General features: G+C 71.6%; 15 protein-coding genes. All 15 read right to left on the reverse strand.

Translation table 11 applies throughout. From position 1 onward, the window contains the following. Nucleotides 1-115: 115 nt before the first annotated feature. The 15 genes from ACH5A8_RS01230 to ACH5A8_RS01300 all read right to left on the reverse strand — a co-directional run bounded on the left by ACH5A8_RS01230 (nucleotide 116) and on the right by ACH5A8_RS01300 (nucleotide 17,221). Nucleotides 116-1,336: a DivIVA domain-containing protein gene (locus tag ACH5A8_RS01230; RefSeq protein ID WP_398996678.1), complete on the reverse strand. Its 1,221-nt coding sequence runs from the start codon at nucleotides 1,334-1,336 to the stop codon at nucleotides 116-118. Nucleotides 1,337-1,388: 52 nt separating this feature from the next. Then, a complete protein-coding gene (locus ACH5A8_RS01235) occupies nucleotides 1,389-1,679 on the reverse strand; it encodes a YggT family protein (protein ID WP_009188102.1) in 291 nt (96 codons plus the stop codon). A 50-nt stretch (nucleotides 1,680-1,729) separates the two neighbouring features. After that, nucleotides 1,730-2,371 carry a cell division protein SepF gene (locus ACH5A8_RS01240; protein WP_398996681.1) on the reverse strand — a complete coding sequence of 214 codons (642 nt, stop codon included), beginning with the start codon at nucleotides 2,369-2,371 and terminating at the stop codon, nucleotides 1,730-1,732. 127 nt (nucleotides 2,372-2,498) lie between these two features. Beyond that, entirely contained in the window at nucleotides 2,499-3,218 is a 720-nt protein-coding gene (locus ACH5A8_RS01245; RefSeq protein WP_398996683.1) for a YggS family pyridoxal phosphate-dependent enzyme, read from the reverse strand. A gap of 6 nt (nucleotides 3,219-3,224) precedes the next feature. Continuing rightward, on the reverse strand, nucleotides 3,225-3,953 hold the full coding sequence (pgeF, locus tag ACH5A8_RS01250; RefSeq protein ID WP_398996685.1) for a peptidoglycan editing factor PgeF: 729 nt from the start codon (nucleotides 3,951-3,953) through the stop codon (nucleotides 3,225-3,227). Continuing rightward, a complete protein-coding gene (gene ftsZ, locus ACH5A8_RS01255) occupies nucleotides 3,950-5,152 on the reverse strand; it encodes a cell division protein FtsZ (protein ID WP_398996687.1) in 1,203 nt (400 codons plus the stop codon). Before ftsZ ends, pgeF begins: the two co-directional genes overlap by 4 nt. 279 nt (nucleotides 5,153-5,431) lie before the next feature. Continuing rightward, a complete protein-coding gene (locus ACH5A8_RS01260) occupies nucleotides 5,432-6,226 on the reverse strand; it encodes a cell division protein FtsQ/DivIB (protein ID WP_398996689.1) in 795 nt (264 codons plus the stop codon). Between the two features lie 28 nt (nucleotides 6,227-6,254). Further along, entirely contained in the window at nucleotides 6,255-7,343 is a 1,089-nt protein-coding gene (murG, locus tag ACH5A8_RS01265; RefSeq protein WP_398996691.1) for an undecaprenyldiphospho-muramoylpentapeptide beta-N-acetylglucosaminyltransferase, read from the reverse strand. 6 nt (nucleotides 7,344-7,349) lie between these two features. Next, nucleotides 7,350-8,849 (reverse strand): putative lipid II flippase FtsW, encoded by a 1,500-nt coding sequence (ftsW, locus tag ACH5A8_RS01270; protein WP_398996693.1) that lies wholly within the window; start codon nucleotides 8,847-8,849, stop codon nucleotides 7,350-7,352. A 95-nt stretch (nucleotides 8,850-8,944) separates the two neighbouring features. Further along, nucleotides 8,945-10,366, reverse strand: coding sequence for a UDP-N-acetylmuramoyl-L-alanine--D-glutamate ligase (murD, locus tag ACH5A8_RS01275; protein ID WP_398996695.1), 1,422 nt, complete (start codon nucleotides 10,364-10,366; stop codon nucleotides 8,945-8,947). Continuing rightward, nucleotides 10,348-11,421 (reverse strand): phospho-N-acetylmuramoyl-pentapeptide-transferase, encoded by a 1,074-nt coding sequence (gene mraY / locus ACH5A8_RS01280; RefSeq protein WP_398996697.1) that lies wholly within the window; start codon nucleotides 11,419-11,421, stop codon nucleotides 10,348-10,350. The genes murD and mraY overlap by 19 nt, the downstream gene beginning before the upstream one ends. Next, entirely contained in the window at nucleotides 11,418-12,833 is a 1,416-nt protein-coding gene (gene murF, locus ACH5A8_RS01285; RefSeq protein WP_398996699.1) for a UDP-N-acetylmuramoyl-tripeptide--D-alanyl-D-alanine ligase, read from the reverse strand. The genes mraY and murF overlap by 4 nt, the downstream gene beginning before the upstream one ends. A gap of 28 nt (nucleotides 12,834-12,861) precedes the next feature. Next, entirely contained in the window at nucleotides 12,862-14,517 is a 1,656-nt protein-coding gene (locus ACH5A8_RS01290) for a UDP-N-acetylmuramoyl-L-alanyl-D-glutamate--2,6-diaminopimelate ligase (protein WP_398996701.1), read from the reverse strand. A gap of 116 nt (nucleotides 14,518-14,633) precedes the next feature. After that, nucleotides 14,634-16,592: a peptidoglycan D,D-transpeptidase FtsI family protein gene (locus ACH5A8_RS01295; RefSeq protein WP_398996703.1), complete on the reverse strand. Its 1,959-nt coding sequence runs from the start codon at nucleotides 16,590-16,592 to the stop codon at nucleotides 14,634-14,636. Nucleotides 16,593-16,597: 5 nt separating this feature from the next. Then, nucleotides 16,598-17,221, reverse strand: coding sequence for a septum formation initiator family protein (locus ACH5A8_RS01300; protein WP_398996704.1), 624 nt, complete (start codon nucleotides 17,219-17,221; stop codon nucleotides 16,598-16,600). Between the last annotated feature and the right edge of the window lie 3 nt (nucleotides 17,222-17,224).

Below are 17,224 nucleotides of genomic sequence, written 5' to 3' on the forward strand. Positions count from 1 at the left end.
CGTGCGGCCGGCCGCACTAGGCCGCGCCCGGACACACGAGAACGGCCCCGGAGGGATCCTCCGGGGCCGTTCTGCGGGCTGCCGACGCCTAGTCACTCACACCCGTCAGGGCCGCTCAGTTGTCGTCCTCGTCGATGAGGAAGCCACGCATCGGCGACGGAGCCTGCCCCATCGGCGACGGACCCTGCGGCCGCACCGGCGCCATCGGCTGCGTCATCGCCGGCGACATCTGCTGCTGACCGCCGTAGGACGGAGCCGACGGGCTGGGCGCGCCGCCCATTCCCTGGTTGCCGCCGTACGACGGGGCGCTCGCACCGGCCGGAGCCATCGACGGCGCCGGGGACGGCGGCAGCGACGCGGTCGCCGGGGTGCGCGGCGGAGCCAGCGAGTCGTCGGCCTGCGTCTCCAGCTGGCGCAGCTGCGACTCCAGGTACGACTTCAGTCGCGTACGGTACTCGCGCTCGAAGCCGCGCAGGTCCTCGACCTTGCGCTCCAGCGTGGCGCGGGCGGACTCCAGGGAGCCCATCGCGACGCGGTGCTTCTCCTGCGCGTCCCGCTCCAGCGCGTCGGCCTTGGCGCGGGCGTCCCGCTCCAGACCCTCGGCACGCGAACGCGCCTCGCCCACGATCTTGTTGGCCTCGGAACGGGCCTCCGCGATCGCCTGGTCGGCGGTCTGCTGGGCCAGCGACAGGACGCGCGCGGCGCTGTCGCCACCGGGACCCTGGCCCATCGGGCCGGGGCCGCCCATGGGACCGGGGCCGCCCATCGGGCCCGGACCCATCTGGCCCTGCATCGGACCCTGGCCCATCGGACCGGGTCCCTGGCCCATCGGACCAGGACCCTGACCCATGGGGCCGGGACCCTGCGGGCCCTGTCCGCCGGGGCCGGCGGGCAGCTGCGGGGCACCGCTCGGCAGCTGGGGCGGACCACCCATGGGGCCACCCATCTGCTGCTGCGGCGGGCCCGATATGCCGGCGGGCACCGGAGCGCCGGGACCTCGCATGCCCTGCTGAGGCATTCCACCCTGCTGCGGCATTCCACCCTGCTGGGGCATCCCGCCCTGCTGGGGCATTCCACCCTGCTGAGGCATGCCGCCCTGCTGCTGGTGCTGCTGGTCCTGCTGCTCCGGGGGCTTGCGCATGTTCTGCTGGTTCTGGGCGGCGGCACGGGTGGCCGCGGCCAGTTTGGCGCGCAGGTCCTCGTTCTCGCGGAGCAGACGGGTCAGCTCGGCTTCGACCTCGTCGAGGAAGGCATCGACCTCGTCCTCGTCATAGCCTTCTCGGAGGCGGACGGTCGTGAACTGCTTGTTCCGCACGTCCTCGGGGGTCAACGGCATCTCTTCACCTCAACGTAGTCATCGGCAGTCGGCAAGACCGTATCGTCCACAGTCACGTCGCGAGGTTCCCCACGATGTAGATCAGGATGTAGACGATGATCATCAGGACGAAGAAGGACAGGTCGAGCGCCACGCCCCCGAGACGCAACGGCGGGATGAACCGCCGTAGAAGCTTCAACGGTGGATCGGTGACAGTGTAGGTGGCCTCAAGAACGACCACCATCGCCTTGCCGGGTTGCCACGAGCGGGCGAACTGGAACACATAGTCCATGACCAATCGGAAGATCAGCACGATGAGGAACACCATCAGCGCGATGTAGAGAACCTCCATGGCCACGCCCATGATCGGTGCTTCCCTCTCCCCTGTTCCGTGCCTTCGTCCAGTGGTGCGTCTCAGCTCTGGTTGAAGAACCCGCCCTCTGCGATGCGGGCCTTGTCCTCCGCCGTGACATCGACGTTAGCAGGCGACAACAGAAACACCTTCTGCGTCACCCGCTCGATGCTGCCGTGAAGACCGAACACCAAACCGGCCGCGAAGTCGACAAGTCGCTTCGCGTCCGTGTCGTCCATCTCGGTCAGATTCATGATCACCGGGGTGCCCTCACGGAAGTGTTCCCCGATGGTACGGGCCTCGTTGTAGGTCCGGGGGTGAAGTGTGGTGATCCGGTACGGCTCACGTTCGGACACGACCTTGGGCATGATCACCGGTGCGTTCTTCTCCAGGCTTGCGCGTTCTTGTGTGATGGATGCCACGGGCGCGATGCGCGCCGGACGCCCGGATTCCGCCGGGAGCGAAGCGGAATGCGACACGGGTTCGCGGGGTGCCGGAGGCTGCACCACGCGTACCGGTTCGTCCCTTTGCGGCTGATGTGTTCCGTGCGGCTGGTGCGACGGCTCGTGCCGCCGGCGGTCCCGCTCGGGCTCCGGGTCGAGTTCGGGTTCGAAGTCGTCATCGGGGTCGAAACCCCGGCCGTCGTACCCATCGTCCTCCACGAGGCCGAGGTAGACCGCCATCTTGCGCATCGCGCCGGCCATGCTCTGAGTCCTCCGCTCTGTGGTGGATCCGCTGACGACCGCGAAGTCCCCGCGATCCACGAGGTCGTTGCGCCTTCTTCGGCGGTATTGACCATATTTTCTGCTGTGGTCCGACTTCCTGGCGACGTTACCCGAGCCTGGGGCGGACTCCGAGTACCGAGGTGCCGACGCGTACATGTGTCGCTCCGGCCGCCACGGCCTGTTCGAGGTCCCCGCTCATCCCTGCCGAGACCATGGTGGCAGTCGGATGGTTCGCGCGCACGCGGGTCGACAGATCCATGAGCCGTTCGAACGCCGCCTGTTGACGGCCGGCGTACTCACCGGTCAGCGGCGCGACGGTCATCAGTCCGCCGAACCGCAGCCCCTCGGCGCCGGCGATCGCGTCGGCCAACTCCTCGATGCCGCCGGGCGCCACGCCGCCCCGCTCGCCACGCCCGCTCGCGCCCGCGTCCAGGGCGACCTGGACCAGGCAGCCCACCTCGCGGCCGGCGCGCACGGCCTCCCTCGACAGCGCCGTGACCAGGCGCGGCCGGTCGACGGACTGCACGACGTCGGCGTATCCCACCACCGAGCGGACCTTGTTGGTCTGGAGTTGACCCACGAAGTGCCAAGCGAGAGGGAGGTCCGCGCACTCGGCGGCCTTGGGCGCCGCCTCCTGGTCGCGGTTCTCGGCGACCTGGCGCACCCCGAGGTCCGCCAGGATCCGCACATCGGAGGCCGGGTAGGTCTTGGTGACCACGATGAGGGTCACTTCCTCGCGCCGGCGGCCGGCGGCGGCGCACGCGGCGGCGATGCGCTCCTCCACCTTCGCCAGGTTCCCGGCGAGTTCGTCCTTACGTTCCGTCATGCCCCATCAGTCCAGCCAGACGTAGCCCGCGAGCCGACCGGTGGTGCGGTCGCGGCGGTACGAGAAGTGGTCGCCCGACTCCCGCGTGCACACCGGCGAGCGCTCCCGGTCGTGCACCCCGAGGCGCTCGAGCTGCGCGTGCACTCCGGCGCTCACGTCCACGGCCGGTGTGCCCCAACTCGTCTCGGCGTGCGCCGCCGGCTCGATGGCGGCGACCTCGGCGCGCATCGCCTCCGGCACCTCGTAGCACCGGCCGCAGACGGCCGGTCCGGTACGGGCGACGATCCGGTCCGGCTCCGCGCCCAGCGACTTCATCGCGTCGACGGCGGCCGGCACGACCCGCTTGACCATGCCGGGCCGGCCCGCGTGCACCGCGGCGACCACCCCGGCGACCGGGTCGGCCAGCAGCACCGGCACGCAGTCGGCGGTCAGCACGGCGAGCGCGAGACCACGGGCCGCGGTGACCAGGCCGTCGACCGGCGGGACGGGTCCCGTGGTCCACGGGCCGTCCACCTCGGCGATGTCGTTGCCGTGCACCTGGTTCATCCAGACCACCCGGGCGGCGTCGAGTCCCAGGGACTTGGCGGCCAGTTCCCGGTTGGCCTGCACGGCCCCGGGGTCGTCGCCGACCGCGCCGCCGAGGTTCAGCTCCTCGTACGGAACGGCGCTCACCCCGCCCCACCGGTCGGTGAAGGCGAAGTGCGCGCCGTTCACGGTGTCGCGCCGCCCTATCACTTCAGGAAGTCCGGTACGTCCAGTTCCTCGGCCGCGCTGTCGGTGTAGGTCCGCGGCGACGGCGGCACGGCCGGAGTGGCCGGCAGGTCGTGCACCGGCTCGGGGGCGACGGGCTCCGGCTCCTCCTTCGGCGTCACGCTGCCGAGCGAGCCGAAGGTCGGGCGGCTTTCCGGCTGGCGCACCGGGGCGGGCTCCTCGCGGCGGGGCGAGGAGGAGGCCGAGCCGAGGACGTTGTCCCGGCGGGCCGGGGGCTGGCCGCCGTCGAAGCCGGCCGCGATCACGGTGACCCTGACCTCGTCGCCGAGGGCGTCGTCGATGACCGCGCCGAAGATGATGTTGGCCTCGGGGTGGGCGGCCTCGCTGACCAGCTGGGCCGCCTCGTTGATCTCGAACAGTCCGAGGTCGGAGCCGCCGGAGATGGAGAGCAGGACGCCGCGGGCGCCGTCGATGGACGCCTCCAGCAGCGGCGAGGAGATCGCCATCTCGGCGGCCGCCACCGCGCGGTCGTCGCCGCGGGCCGAACCGATGCCCATGAGCGCCGAACCGGCCTCCGACATGACCGACTTGACGTCGGCGAAGTCGAGGTTGATCAGACCCGGGGTGGTGATCAGGTCGGTGATGCCCTGGACGCCCGAGAGCAGCACCTGGTCGGCGGACTTGAACGCGTCGAGCACGCTGACCTGGCGGTCCGAGATGGACAGCAGCCGGTCGTTGGGGATCACGATGAGGGTGTCGACCTCTTCGCGGAGTTCGGCGATGCCGTCCTCGGCCTGGTTGGCCCGGCGCCGTCCCTCGAAGGTGAACGGGCGGGTGACCACGCCGATGGTGAGGGCGCCCAGCGAGCGCGCGATGTTGGCCACGACGGGCGCGCCGCCGGTGCCGGTGCCGCCGCCTTCACCGGCCGTCACGAAGACCATGTCGGCCCCCTTGAGGACCTCCTCGATCTCCTCGCGGTGGTCCTCGGCGGCCTTGCGGCCGACGGCCGGGTTGGCGCCGGCGCCGAGTCCGCGGGTCAGTTCGCGGCCCACGTCGAGTTTGACGTCGGCGTCGCTCATCAACAGCGCCTGCGCGTCGGTGTTGATGGCGATGAACTCGACGCCCTTGAGACCGACCTCGATCATCCGGTTGATGGCATTGACACCACCGCCGCCGACACCGATGACCTTGATGACTGCGAGGTAGTTCTGCGGTGCTGCCACGTCGAAGGCCTCTCGCCTCGAATTACGTTGCCGTCGCCGCGCGGTTGCCCGCGCGGCGCCGGCTGATGCCGAATGGGACGGTCCGTCATGCCGACCCGAACCCTAACCCTGAAGTTTAGGGTTACCAGTGTGCCTGTTCCATGAAGTCTTCTGAACAGGACACTAAGTCGACAAGTGGCGCCCGTTCAACGAACACGCCGAACCTCCCGTTTTTCTTTTCACCCTATGTGATCAGCCATAGCGGTGCCCAACCAGGGTGCTGGCCTGCGCTGATGTGCGTCAACTCCCTGATGACGCGGGTGCGCTGGGCACGCTGACGTCGAAGTGCCTGGCGTCCGGGGCCGCTTTCATCAGCGCGGTCAGCGCGCGGGCCTTCTCCCGGCCCGCCTCGCCGCTGCCCCAGGCCACGGTGCGGCCGTCGGTCAACTCCAGCGAGATGTCGTCGTAGGTACGGACCTTGACGGCGCGGGCGCGATGGGCGACCGCGGCCGGGATGCGGCCCGCGACCGACACCGCCGCGCACACCAGCCGGTCCTCGCCGAAGCGGCGCAGGGTCGCCGCCGACGAGGCGGAACGGGAAAGGGACAATTCCAGGACCGGGACGCCTTCGGGCACCTGGGAAACCGTGGCGAAACGGACTCCGGCGGCGTCCACTTCGACGAACTTTCCGCCCTTCTCCTCCACCATGACGGCGGTGCGCTCGACCACTTTCAGGTCGATTCCGTGGGGCCAGGAACGACGGACGGCGACGGAGTCGACGCGGGGCAGTTCGCGGCGCAGCCGGGCGGCGATCGCGCCGGTGTCGACGGAGACCAGCGGGTCCCCCACCGGGACGTCGGCGGCCCGGCGCACCTGCTCGGGCGTCAACACCCGGGTGCCGGAGACGGACACCCGCTCCACCCGGGTCCACTCGGAGCCGTAGAGCACCCAGAGCGTGCCGCCGCCGAGGAGCACGACGGCCAGCGCCAGGATGACGATCGTACGAAGACGCAGTCGGCGCAGCCGGCGGACCAGAGGCGGGCCGGACGAATCCTGCTGGCGTTCACCGCGCTGGGCGGTCGTCGGTCCGGCCACGCTCTGAAGTCCTTTCGGTCATACAGTCCTAACGGTGCGAGGCGATCGCCTTGTACACCATGCCGACGAGCAGGTCGTCGGCGTCCCGGCGGCCGAACTCGCCCGCGGCGCGGGACATCTGGTACAGCCGGTGCGGATCGCCGAGCACGGGCAGGACGTTGGCCTGCACCCACTCCGGGGTGAGGTCCGCGTCGTCGACCAGCAGTCCGCCGCCGGCCTTCACCACCGGCTGGGCGTTCAGCCGCTGTTCGCCGTTGCCGATGGGCAGCGGGACGTAGGCGGCCGGGAGTCCGACGGCGGAGAGTTCGGCCACGGTCATCGCGCCGGCCCGGCAGAGCATCATGTCGGCCGCGGCGTACGCGAGGTCCATCCGGTCCAAGTAACTTACCGGGATGTACGGGGGCATTCCCGGCATCTGCTGTACGCGCGGCAGTTCGTTCTTGGGGCCGACCGCGTGCAGGATCTGGATGCCCGCCTGCTGGAGCCAGGGCGCGACCTGCTGGACCACCTCGTTGAGCCGACGGGCGCCCTGGGAGCCGCCGGAGACCAGCAGCGTGGGCAGGTTGGGGTCGAGCCCGTACATCGCGCGGGCCTCGGGGCGCACCGCGGCCCGGTCCAGGGTGGCGATGGCGCGGCGCAGCGGGATGCCGATGTACTGGGCGCCGCGCAGCTTGCTGTCCGGGGTGGAGACGGCGACCTGGGCCGCGTAGCGGGACCCGATCTTGTTGGCCAGGCCGGGACGGGCGTTGGCCTCGTGGACCACGATGGGCACGCCGAGCCGCTTGGCGGCGAGGTAGCCGGGCAGCGCCACGTAGCCGCCGAAGCCGACCACGGCGTCGGCCTTGGTGCGCTCCAGGATCTGCTCGGCCGCCTTGATGGTGCCGCGCAGCCGGCCCGGGACGGTGATCAGTTCCGGGGTGGGCTTGCGTGGCAGCGGGACCGCCGGGATCAGTCCGAGCTCGTAGCCCCGCTCGGGGACGAGCCGGGTCTCCAGGCCGCGCTCCGTGCCCAGGGCCGTGATCCCCACGGTCGGGTCCTGCCTGCGCAGGGCGTCCGCGAGGGCGAGCGCGGGCTCGATGTGGCCCGCGGTACCTCCGCCGGCGAGTACGACATGCACCGAAATTCACCGCTCTCCGGACGGACGCGCCGCTGAGGCGCGCCGTCGCATCGTGTTCCATCTGCGGGGCACCTGGCCGGACCCCTGACCCGAGCCTTGCCCGGATCCCCGGTTCGACGCCCGGCCGGCTGCCCCGCCGGTCTCCCGGCCGGGCTTGCGGCCGGAGGTCCGCGCGGGTTTCCGCTCGGGCCCGCGGCCGGTCTTGCGGCCGGACGCGGAGCCTGTCGCCCGCTTTCTACCAAAGCGGGGCTGCCGCATGGCAAGCGCCGCCCGCGCAGCGGGCTCGTCGCGCGCGAAGGCGATCATCAGCCCGATGGCGAACATGGTCGGCAGCAGGGCGGATCCTCCGTAGGAGAACAGCGGGAGCGGGACGCCGGCGATCGGCAGCAGGCCGAGCACCGCACCGATGTTGATCACCGCTTGCGCGACGATCCAGGTGGTCACGCCTCCCGCGGCGTACCTGACGAAGGGGTCCTCCGTGCGTCCGGCCACGCGGATGCCCGCATAGCCTAGAGCCGCGAACAGGGCGAGCACCGACAGCGTCCCGGCCAGGCCCAGTTCCTCGCCGGTGACGGCGAAGATGAAGTCGGTGTGGGCTTCGGGGAGTTGGCCCCATTTTTCCACACTCGCGCCGAGCCCGGAACCGAAGAATCCGCCGGAGGCCAGGGCGTAGATGCCGTGCACCGCCTGCCAGCACTTGGAGGCGTCGGTGGAGCCGACGCAGGCGAAGCGGTCCAGGCGGTTGGGGCTGGTCTTGATGAGGACCAGGCCGATCAGGGCGGCCACCGACAGCACGCCGACGAAGAGCCGGGTGGGGGCACCCGCGAGCCACAGCAGGCCGAACAGGATGGCCGTGAGGATGATCGCGGTGCCCATGTCGCCGCCGAGCATGATCAGGCCGAGCAGCATGAAGGCGACCGGGACCAGCGGCACCAGCATGTGCTTCCACTGGGTGAGCAGCCGCTTCTCCTGCTTGCGGGCGATGAGGTCGGCGGCCCACAGCACCAGGGCCAGCTTGCCGATCTCGCTGGGCTGGATCTGGAAGGAGCCGCCGAGCGAGATCCAGTTCTGGTTGCCGTTGACCGACATCCCTATCCCCGGCACCTGCACCAGCGCCATCAGGAACACCGCGCCCGCCAGGATCGGGTAGGCCAGGGCCCGGTGGAGCTTGACCGGCATCCGCGAGGCGGCCAGCAGCAGCCCGGCGCCGATCACCGCGGCCAGCAGCTGCTTACGGAAGAAGTACGACCCGGGCAGCGACATCTGCAGCGCGGTGACCTGGGAGGCCGAGTAGACCATCACCAGTCCGAGCACCGTGATCAGCGAGCTGCCGCCGAGGATCAGGTAGTACGCGGTGAGCGGCCGGTCCCAGGCCTTGCGGGCCCGTGTGACCAGGGTGCGCACCGGGTTGTCGCGCACGGTCCGGCCGACGGCGGGCCGCCCGCCGGCACGCTGCGCGGGCGGCCGGCGGGTGCGGCCGCCGGGGCCTACGGGGCTAGCGGGCATCTGCGCCTCCGCTGTACGTCGGCCGCGTTCGTCCGGCTCGGTTCGCGGGTCCCACGCGTCCCTCCCAAGGTCGCCCGGCGGCGGGGCGGCCGGGGTCAGCGGGCGCCGAGTTCGCGAACGGCCTCCGCGAACGCGTCACCACGCTTGTTGTAGTTGGCGAACATGTCCATCGAGGCGCAGGCCGGGGCCAGCAGCACCGTGTCGCCCGGCCGGGCGAGCAGCCGTGCCTCCTGGACGGCCTGGAGCATCGCCCCAGTGTCGGTCCGGTCGAGGTCGACCACGGGGACCTCGGGCGCGTGTCGCGCCAGGGCGTCACGGATCAGCGCGCGGTCGGCTCCGATGAGGACCACGCCGCGCAGCCGCTTCGCCGCGCCCGCGACCAGCTCGTCGAAGGTCGCGCCCTTCGCCAGACCGCCGGCGATCCATACGATCGACTCGTACGCGGCCAACGAGGCTTCCGTGGCGTGGGTGTTGGTCGCCTTGGAGTCGTCGACGTAGGCGACGCCGTCCACGTCGGCCACGTGCGCGATGCGGTGGGCGTCCGGGGTGAAGGCCCGCAGGCCGTCCCGGACGGCCGTGGCCGGCACGCCGAAGGCACGCGCGAGGGCCGCCGCGGCAAGGGCGTTGGCGATGTTGTGCGGGGCGGGCGGGTTCACGTCCGAGACCTCGGCCAGCTCCTGCGCGTTCTTCTGCCGGTTCTCGACGAAGGCGCGGTCGACCAGGATGCCGTCCACGACGCCGAGTTGGGACGGCGCCGGCGTGCCGAGGGTGAACCCGACGGCGCGGCAGCCCTCTTCGACGTCCGCCGCGCGCACCAGGTCCTCGGTGGCCTTGTCCGCGACGTTGTAGACGCAGGCGATGCGGTTGCCCTCGTAGACGCGGCCCTTGTCGGCGGCGTACGCCTCCATCGAGCCGTGCCAGTCGAGGTGGTCGGGGGCGAGGTTGAGGACCGCGGCCGAGTGCGCCCTCAGGGACGGCGCCCAGTGCAGCTGGTAGCTGGAGAGTTCGACGGCGAGGACGTCGTACTCCTGCTCGCCGAGGACGGCGTCCAGCAGGGAGACGCCGATGTTGCCGACGGCGGCGGTGCGCAGGCCCGCCGCCTTCAGGATGGCGGCGAGCATCTGCACGGTGGTGGTCTTGCCGTTGGTGCCCGTGACGGCCAGCCACGGGGCGGCGCCGGGGCCGCGCAGCCGCCACGCGAGTTCCACGTCGCCCCAGACCGGGACGCCGGCCCGCTCGGCGGCGTGGAACAGCGGCTTGTCCGGCTTCCAGCCGGGCGCGGTGACGATCAGCTCGGTGCCCTCGGGCAGGGTGTCCCCGTCGCCGAGGCGCACGGTGACGCCGAGCGCCTCCAGTTCCGCCGCCTGCGCCCGGGCGCGCTCGTCGTCGCCGTCGTTGACGACGGTGACCCGCGCGCCGAGGCCGGCGAGGACCTTCGCCGCCGGGACCCCGGAGACGCCGAGTCCGGCGACGGTGACGTTCTTCCCCTGCCAGTCGGTCACTTGTCCGCTGCCCATCCCGCGTAGAAGAGGCCGAGTCCGACGATCACGCAGATGCCCTGGATGATCCAGAAACGGACCACCACGAGGACCTCGGACCAGCCCTTGAGTTCGAAGTGGTGCTGGAGCGGCGCCATCCGGAAGACGCGCTTCCCGGTGAGCCGGAAGGAACCGACCTGGATGACCACCGACATGGTGATGAGGACGAACAGGCCGCCGAGGAGCGCGATCAGCAGCTCGGTGCGGGAGCAGATCGCGAGGCCGGCGAGGACGCCGCCGAGCGCCAGCGAACCGGTGTCGCCCATGAAGATCTTGGCCGGCGAGGTGTTCCACCACAGGAAGCCGAGGCAGGCTCCCATCAGCGCGGAGGCGATGACCGCGAGGTCGAGCGGATCGCGCACCTCGTAGCAGGCGTTGGGGTTCGTCAGGGTCACCGCGTTGGCGCAGGACTCCTGGAACTGCCAGACGCCGATGAAGGTGTAGGCGCCGAAGACCAGCACGGAGGCGCCGGTGGCCAGACCGTCCAGACCGTCGGTGAGGTTCACGCCGTTCGACATCGCGAGGATCATGAACAGCGCCCAGATCACGAACAGCACCGGACCGATGGTCCAGCCGAAGTCGGTGATGAACGACAGCTTCGTGGAGGCCGGGGTGTTGCCGCGGTTGTCGGAGAACTGCAGCGCGAGCACCGCGAAGGCGATGCCGACGATCAGCTGGCCGGCCATCTTCGCCTTGGCGCGCAGACCGAGCGAGCGACGCTTGACGATCTTGATGTAGTCGTCGAGGAAGCCGACCAGGCCCATGCCGACCATCAGGCCCAGCACCAGCAGCCCCGAGTAGGTCGGGGGCTTGCCGGTGATGACCTTCGACAGGAAGTAGGCGGCGACCGTCGCGAGGATGAACGCGATGCCGCCCATGGTCGGCGTGCCGCGCTTGCTGGCGTGCTCGCGCGGGCCGTCGTCCCGGATGTACTGCCCGTAGCCCTTGCGGGCCAGGAGCTTGATCAGCAACGGGGTGCCGATCAGGGTGAGGAAGAGGCCGATGACACCCGCGAACAGGATCTGGTTCATCATCGGCCGGCGACCTCACCCTCGCCCGCGGTCTCGAGCAGCGCCGAGGCGACGCCCTCCAGACCGACCGAACGGGACGCCTTCACGAGGACCACGTCCCCCGGGCGCAACTCGCTGCGCAACAGGTCGATCGCCGCCTGTGCGTCGGACACGTGCACCGACTCCTCACCCCACGAACCCTCGTTATATGCGCCCAGTTGCAGCCAGGACGCTTCCCTGCCCCCGACCGCGACGAGCTTGCTGACGTTGAGCCGGACGGCGAGCCGTCCGACCGCGTCGTGCTCGGCGAGCGCCTCGTCCCCGAGCTCGGCCATCTTGCCGAGCACCGCCCAGGTCCGCCGCCCCTTGCCCATGGCCACGAGCGCGCGCAAGGCGGCCCGCATGGACTCCGGGTTGGCGTTGTAGGCGTCGTTGACGACGGTCACGCCGTCCGGGCGCTCGGTGACCTCCATCCGCCAGCGGGAGAGGGAGCCCGCCTCGGAGAGCGCGGTGGCGATCTCGGTTGCGGACATGCCCAGCTCATGGGCGACGGCGGCCGCGGCGAGCGCGTTCGACACGTGGTGCTCACCGTACAGGCGCATGGTCACATCGGATGCACCGGAGGGTGTGTGAAGCCTGAAGGCGGGCTGTCCGCTGTCCGTGAGTCTCACGTTCTCGGCGCGTACGTCCGCTTCGTCGGACTCACCGAAAAGGATCACCTTCGCCTTCGTACGGGAGGCCATGGCCCGTACCAACGGGTCGTCGGCGTTGAGGATCGCCGCGCCGCCCTCCTCGGCCGGCGGCAGGCTCTCCACGAGCTCGCCCTTGGCCTGGGCGATCTGCTGCCGGCCGCCGAACTCGCCGATGTGGGCGCTGCCGACGTTGAGCACCAGTCCCACCCTCGGCGGGGTCAGCTCCGTGAGGTAGCGGATGTGGCCGATGCCGCGGGCGCCCATCTCCAGCACGAGGAACTTCGTCTCCTCGGTGGCGGTGAGCGCGGTCAGCGGCAGCCCGATCTCGTTGTTGAGCGAGCCCGGCGTGAAGACGGTCGGCGCCTTGCGCCGCAGCACCTGGGCGATGAGGTCCTTGGTGCTGGTCTTGCCGGCCGAGCCGGTCAGCGCGACGAGGGTCGTGCCGAGCCGGCGCACGACGTGGCGGGCCAGGGCGCCGAGGGCGGCCTGGACGTCCTCGACCACGATCGCGGGCACGCCGACGGGGCGGGACGCCAGCACGGCGACCGCGCCCGCCTCGACGACGGCGGCGGCGAAGTCGTGGCCGTCCACGCGCTCGCCGGCGAAGGCGACGAAGAGGCTGCCGGGCACCGCCTCGCGGGAGTCCCGGACGACGGGTCCGGTGACCTGGACGGACGGATCCGGTATGTCGTGCGTCTGCCCGCCGACGACTTCTGCGATCTCGGCGAGGGAGAGGGCGATCACAAGTTCATCCCCTGGGTCTTCTGGATTTTCATCCCTGGGTGTTCTGGATGGCTTCGCGGAGCACCTGGCGGTCGTCGAAGGGACGGACCACGCCGGCGATGTCCTGGCCCTGCTCGTGGCCCTTGCCCGCGACCAGCACCGTGTCCCCGGGCCGTGCCCGGGCGACGGCGGCGGCGATGGCGGCGGCCCGCTCCTCGAAGAGCAGCACCTCGCCGCGCTCGTGCGCGGGCACGGAGGCCGCGCCCTCGAGCATGGTCGCCAGGATCGCGAGGGGGTCCTCGGAGCGGGGGTTGTCCGAGGTCAGTACGGCCGTGTCGGCGAGCCTGGCCGCGGCGGCGCCCATCGGCGCGCGCTTGGTCCGGTCGCGGTCGCCGCCGCAGCCGAGCACGACGTGCACCCGGCCCTTGGTGACCTTGCGCAGGGCGCGGAGCACCGATTCGACGGCGTCGGTCTTGTGCGCGTAGTCGACGACCGCGAGATAGGGCTGACCCTCGTCCACGCGTTCGAGACGGCCGGGCACGCCCGGTACGGCGGCGACGCCGTCGGCGGCGGCCTGCGGGTCGAGGCCGGCCGCGGCCAGGGCGACGATCGCGGCGAGGGTGTTGGCGACGTTGAACGGGCCGGGCAGCGGCGAACGGGCGCTGATCTGCCGCCCCTCGGGGCCGGTCACGGTGAACGCCGAGTCCATCGGGCCGACCTGGACGTCCTCGGCGCGCCAGTCGGCGTCGGGGTGACCCTCGGCGGAGTAGGTGACGACGGGGACGGTGGCCTCCCGGGCGAGCCGCCGGCCGTACTCGTCGTCGAAGTTGACGACGCCGAGCCGACTGCGCTCCGGGGTGAACAGCTGCGCCTTGGCCTGGAAGTAGTCCTCCATGCCGGAGTGGAACTCCATGTGCTCCGGGCTGAGGTTGGTGAAGACGGCGACGTCGAAGACGCAGCCGTCGACCCGGCCCAGCACCAGGGCGTGGCTGGAGACCTCCATGGCGACCGCCTCGACGCCGCGCTCGCGCATGACGGCGAACAGGGCCTGCAGGTCGGTGGCTTCGGGGGTGGTGCGCTCGGACTTGATGCGCTCCTCGCCGATCCGCATCTCCACCGTGCCGATCAGGCCGGTGGCCTTCGCGGTCTTCAGGCCGCCCTCGACGAGGTAGGCGGTGGTGGTCTTGCCGGAGGTACCGGTGATGCCGATCTGGAGCAGTTCGCGGCCGGGGCGGCCGTAGATCGTGGCGGCCAGTTCGCCCATCCTCGCGCGCGGGTCGGCGACGGCGAGGACCGGCAGGCCGGTCGCGGCGGCGCGTTCGGCGCCGGCCGGGTCGGTGAGCACGGCGGCCGCGCCGAGGCTCGCCGCCTGGGTGACGAAGTCGGCGCCGTGCGCACGGGCGCCGGGCAGGGCGGCGTACAGGTCGCCGGGGCGCACGGCGCGCGAGTCATGGGTGATGCCCGTGACGTCGGCGGTGCTCTCCGGCTGCGCGGCACCCAGCTGATCGGCGAGCTCCGCGAGGGGTGTGGCGGAGACCTGAACCGGTCGCGGCGGTCCCGGATATGTCACGGAAGCGCCCTTCTGAGTGGTTTGGGACTGATCGGCGTGTGGCACGGCGGTGAGCGTACCGGGCGTACCCGCCCGGGAGCGAAGTGAGGGCTCAGGACGGGGACGGTTCCCGGGATCGGGGGTGATCGTTGTCACGGGCTGGTTCCTGGTGGTTCCGTGCGGGCGGTACGGGTCGTACGGGTCCGGCGGCGGGGCGGTCCGCGCCGGTGGGGAGCGGTGGTGGCGCGGGCTCCGGCCGGGCCGCGCGCCGGTCAGGGCTTGAACTCGACGGGCAGGTTCGCGGCCTTCGCCCCGGTGGGCGGCACCTGCAGGGTCTTCAGTGCGAACTCCATGACCTGCTTGTAGATCGGGCCGCAGATCTGGCCGCCGTAGTAGTTGCCCTTGGTGGCGTTCTGGATCGCGCAGTAGACGGTGACGCGGGGGTTGTCGGCGGGGGCGAACCCGGCGAACGACGACGTGTAGCCGCGGTATCTGCCGGTGGCCGGATCCACGCGGTTGGCCGTACCCGTCTTGCCCGCGACGCGGTAGCCGGGAATGCGCGCCTTGAGGCCGGTGCCCTGCTCGTCGTCCACCACCGACTCCAGCATCTGGGCGAGGTTCTTGGCCGTCTTGGCGCTCACCACGCGACTCGTCGCGGGCTTCGGGGCGGGGGTGAAGCGGCCGTCGGCGCCCTTGGTGCCGCGCACCAGGGTCGGCTGGATCCGGACTCCGCCGTTGGCGATCGTCGAGTAGACGGACGCGGCCTGCACGGCGTTGATGGAGACGCCCTGGCCGAAGGGGATCGTGTACTGCTGCGAAGTGGACCACTTCTCGGGCGGGGCGAGGATGCCCTTGGTCTCGCCGGGGAAGCCGAGGCCGGTGTAGCTGCCGATGCCGAACTTGCGCAGGTAGGAGTAGAGCACCTTGTTGGCCTCGGCCTGGGTCTTGCCGAGTTGTCCGGTGGCCTCGATGGTGCCGATGTTGCTGGACTTGGCGAGCACGCCGTTGAGCGTGAGGTACCAGGTCTTGTGGTCGACGTCGTCGTGGAAGAGCCGGTCGCCGCGGTGCAGCCGGTTGGGCACGACGACGTGCGTGAGCGGCGTGGCCGCGTTCTCCTCCAGTACGGCGGCCATCGACATGAGCTTCGCGGTGGAGCCGGGCTCGAAGGCGTCCTGGACGGCCCAGTTGCCGAGCGCCGCCGGGTCGGCGTGGGCGAGGTCGCCCGGGTCGAAGCCCGGGGAGTTCGCCATGGCGAGGATCTCGCCGGTCCGGGTGTCCTGCACGATCACGTAGCCGCGGTCGGCCTCGGACTTGCGCACCTGCTCGGTGATGGCGTTCTGGGCGGCCCACTGGATGTCGCGGTCGATGGTGAGTTCGACGTCGGTGCCGGGCACGGCGGGTGTCTCGGTGGAGCCCGCCGTGGGCACCTCCCGGCCGCCGGACTGGGCGTAGCGGATCTTGCCCGGTTCACCGGACAGCTCCTTGTCGAGCTGCCGTTCGATGCCGCCGCCGCCCTTGCCCTCGGCGTTGACCCAGCCGATCAGCGCGGCGCCGAGGTCGCCGTTGGGGTAGACGCGCTTGCTGCTGGGGTCGGAGAAGACGCCGGCCAGGACGTTGACGGTGGCCCCGTCGGTCTGCGCCTTCTTGGTGAGTGCGGCCTTGAGGTCCTTGATCTGCTTCCAGACCTGCGGCGCCTGCCGGCGGGCCAGGAGCACGTACCGGGTGTTGGCCGTCTTCAGCTTCCTGACCAGGCCGTCCTGGTCCTGCCCGAGGATCGGGGCGAGCAGCGCGGCGGCCTGCTCGGGCCCGTCGCCGATCTTCAGCGTCTCGCGGGTGAACATGGTGGGGTCGGCGGTGATGTCGTCGGCGTCCACGCTGGCCGCGAGGGCGACGCCGTCGCGGTCGGTGATGCCGCCCCGCTCGGCGGCGATGGTGTGGACGACGTAGCGGTTCTCGTCGGCCTTGGCGGCGTAGGCGCTCGCGTCGACGGCCTGCACCTGGAGCAGCCGTACGACGAAGACCAGCAGCACCAGGGTGAGCGCGACGGCGATCAGGCGCAGCCGCGGGCGGGGGCTGCCGAGCCGGAGCACGCGCACGGGCGGGGGCCGCCAGGTGGAGTTCGGGCGGCGGGCCGGGCGGGCGCCGGGGCCGGGGCGGGGCCGGCCGCCGGCGGGGCGGGCGGGCCTGGCGGGGCCGGGCACGCGGCGGCGCGGCGGTTCCCTGTCGGTCACTTCCGTCACCTGCCGGGGGTCGTGGTCGTGGCGGGCTGGGGCGTCGCCGGGTCGGCGGGTGCGGTTTCGGGGGCCGCGGGAAGCGCGGTCTCCGGGGCGCCGGGACCGGAGCCGTCCGTGGGCGATCCCGCCGTGGGGGCGCCGCCGGCCAGGCTGCCGTCGGCGGGGGCGCCGGCCACCGGGCCCGGTGCGGCCGTGAGCGTCTCGGGCGGGCGCAGGGACACCGGCAGTTCCTGGTAGGCGGACTGTTCGGCCTCGGACTGCTCGGGGGCGGCCGAGGGGACGCCCTTGACGGTGCCGTCGGGATCGAGGAAGGCCGGGTCGCCGCCGGGCACCATGCCGAGCTGCCGGGCGCGGCGCTCCAGTGCGTCGGGGGCGGAGTAGGCGTCGATGTCCCGCTGGAGGGCCTGTTCCTCGTCGGTGAGGTTCTTGGTGTCCTTCTGCAGGTCGTCCTGTTGGAACGCGCCTTCGCTCAGCGCGGAGTTCAGCACCAGGAGGCTGATGAGGCCGCCGCCGAGGAGCAGCACGACGAGGAGGACGAAGGGCGTGCGGGCGGCCTGTCGCCGGTTCCCCGGGAAGAGCCGCGCCAGCCGGGCGGCGCGGCCCCTGAGTTCCGGTTTCCTGCTCACTGG

It is taken from the genome of Streptomyces sp. NPDC018610, from assembly GCF_044391765.1.
Taxonomy (GTDB): domain Bacteria; phylum Actinomycetota; class Actinomycetes; order Streptomycetales; family Streptomycetaceae; genus Streptomyces.

Excerpts from the sequence above, each read along its gene's own strand:
- ACH5A8_RS01230 (WP_398996678.1), bottom strand. The coding sequence starts at position 1,336 with ATGCCGTTGACCCCCGAGGACGTGCGGAACAAGCAGTTCACGACCGTC.
- ACH5A8_RS01235 (WP_009188102.1), bottom strand. The coding sequence starts at position 1,679 with ATGGGCGTGGCCATGGAGGTTCTCTACATCGCGCTGATGGTGTTCCTC.
- ACH5A8_RS01240 (WP_398996681.1), bottom strand. The coding sequence starts at position 2,371 with ATGGCCGGCGCGATGCGCAAGATGGCGGTCTACCTCGGCCTCGTGGAG.
- ACH5A8_RS01245 (WP_398996683.1), bottom strand. The coding sequence starts at position 3,218 with ATGACGGAACGTAAGGACGAACTCGCCGGGAACCTGGCGAAGGTGGAG.
- ftsW (WP_398996693.1), bottom strand. The coding sequence starts at position 8,849 with ATGCCCGCTAGCCCCGTAGGCCCCGGCGGCCGCACCCGCCGGCCGCCC.
- murD (WP_398996695.1), bottom strand. The coding sequence starts at position 10,366 with ATGGGCAGCGGACAAGTGACCGACTGGCAGGGGAAGAACGTCACCGTC.
- mraY (WP_398996697.1), bottom strand. The coding sequence starts at position 11,421 with ATGATGAACCAGATCCTGTTCGCGGGTGTCATCGGCCTCTTCCTCACC.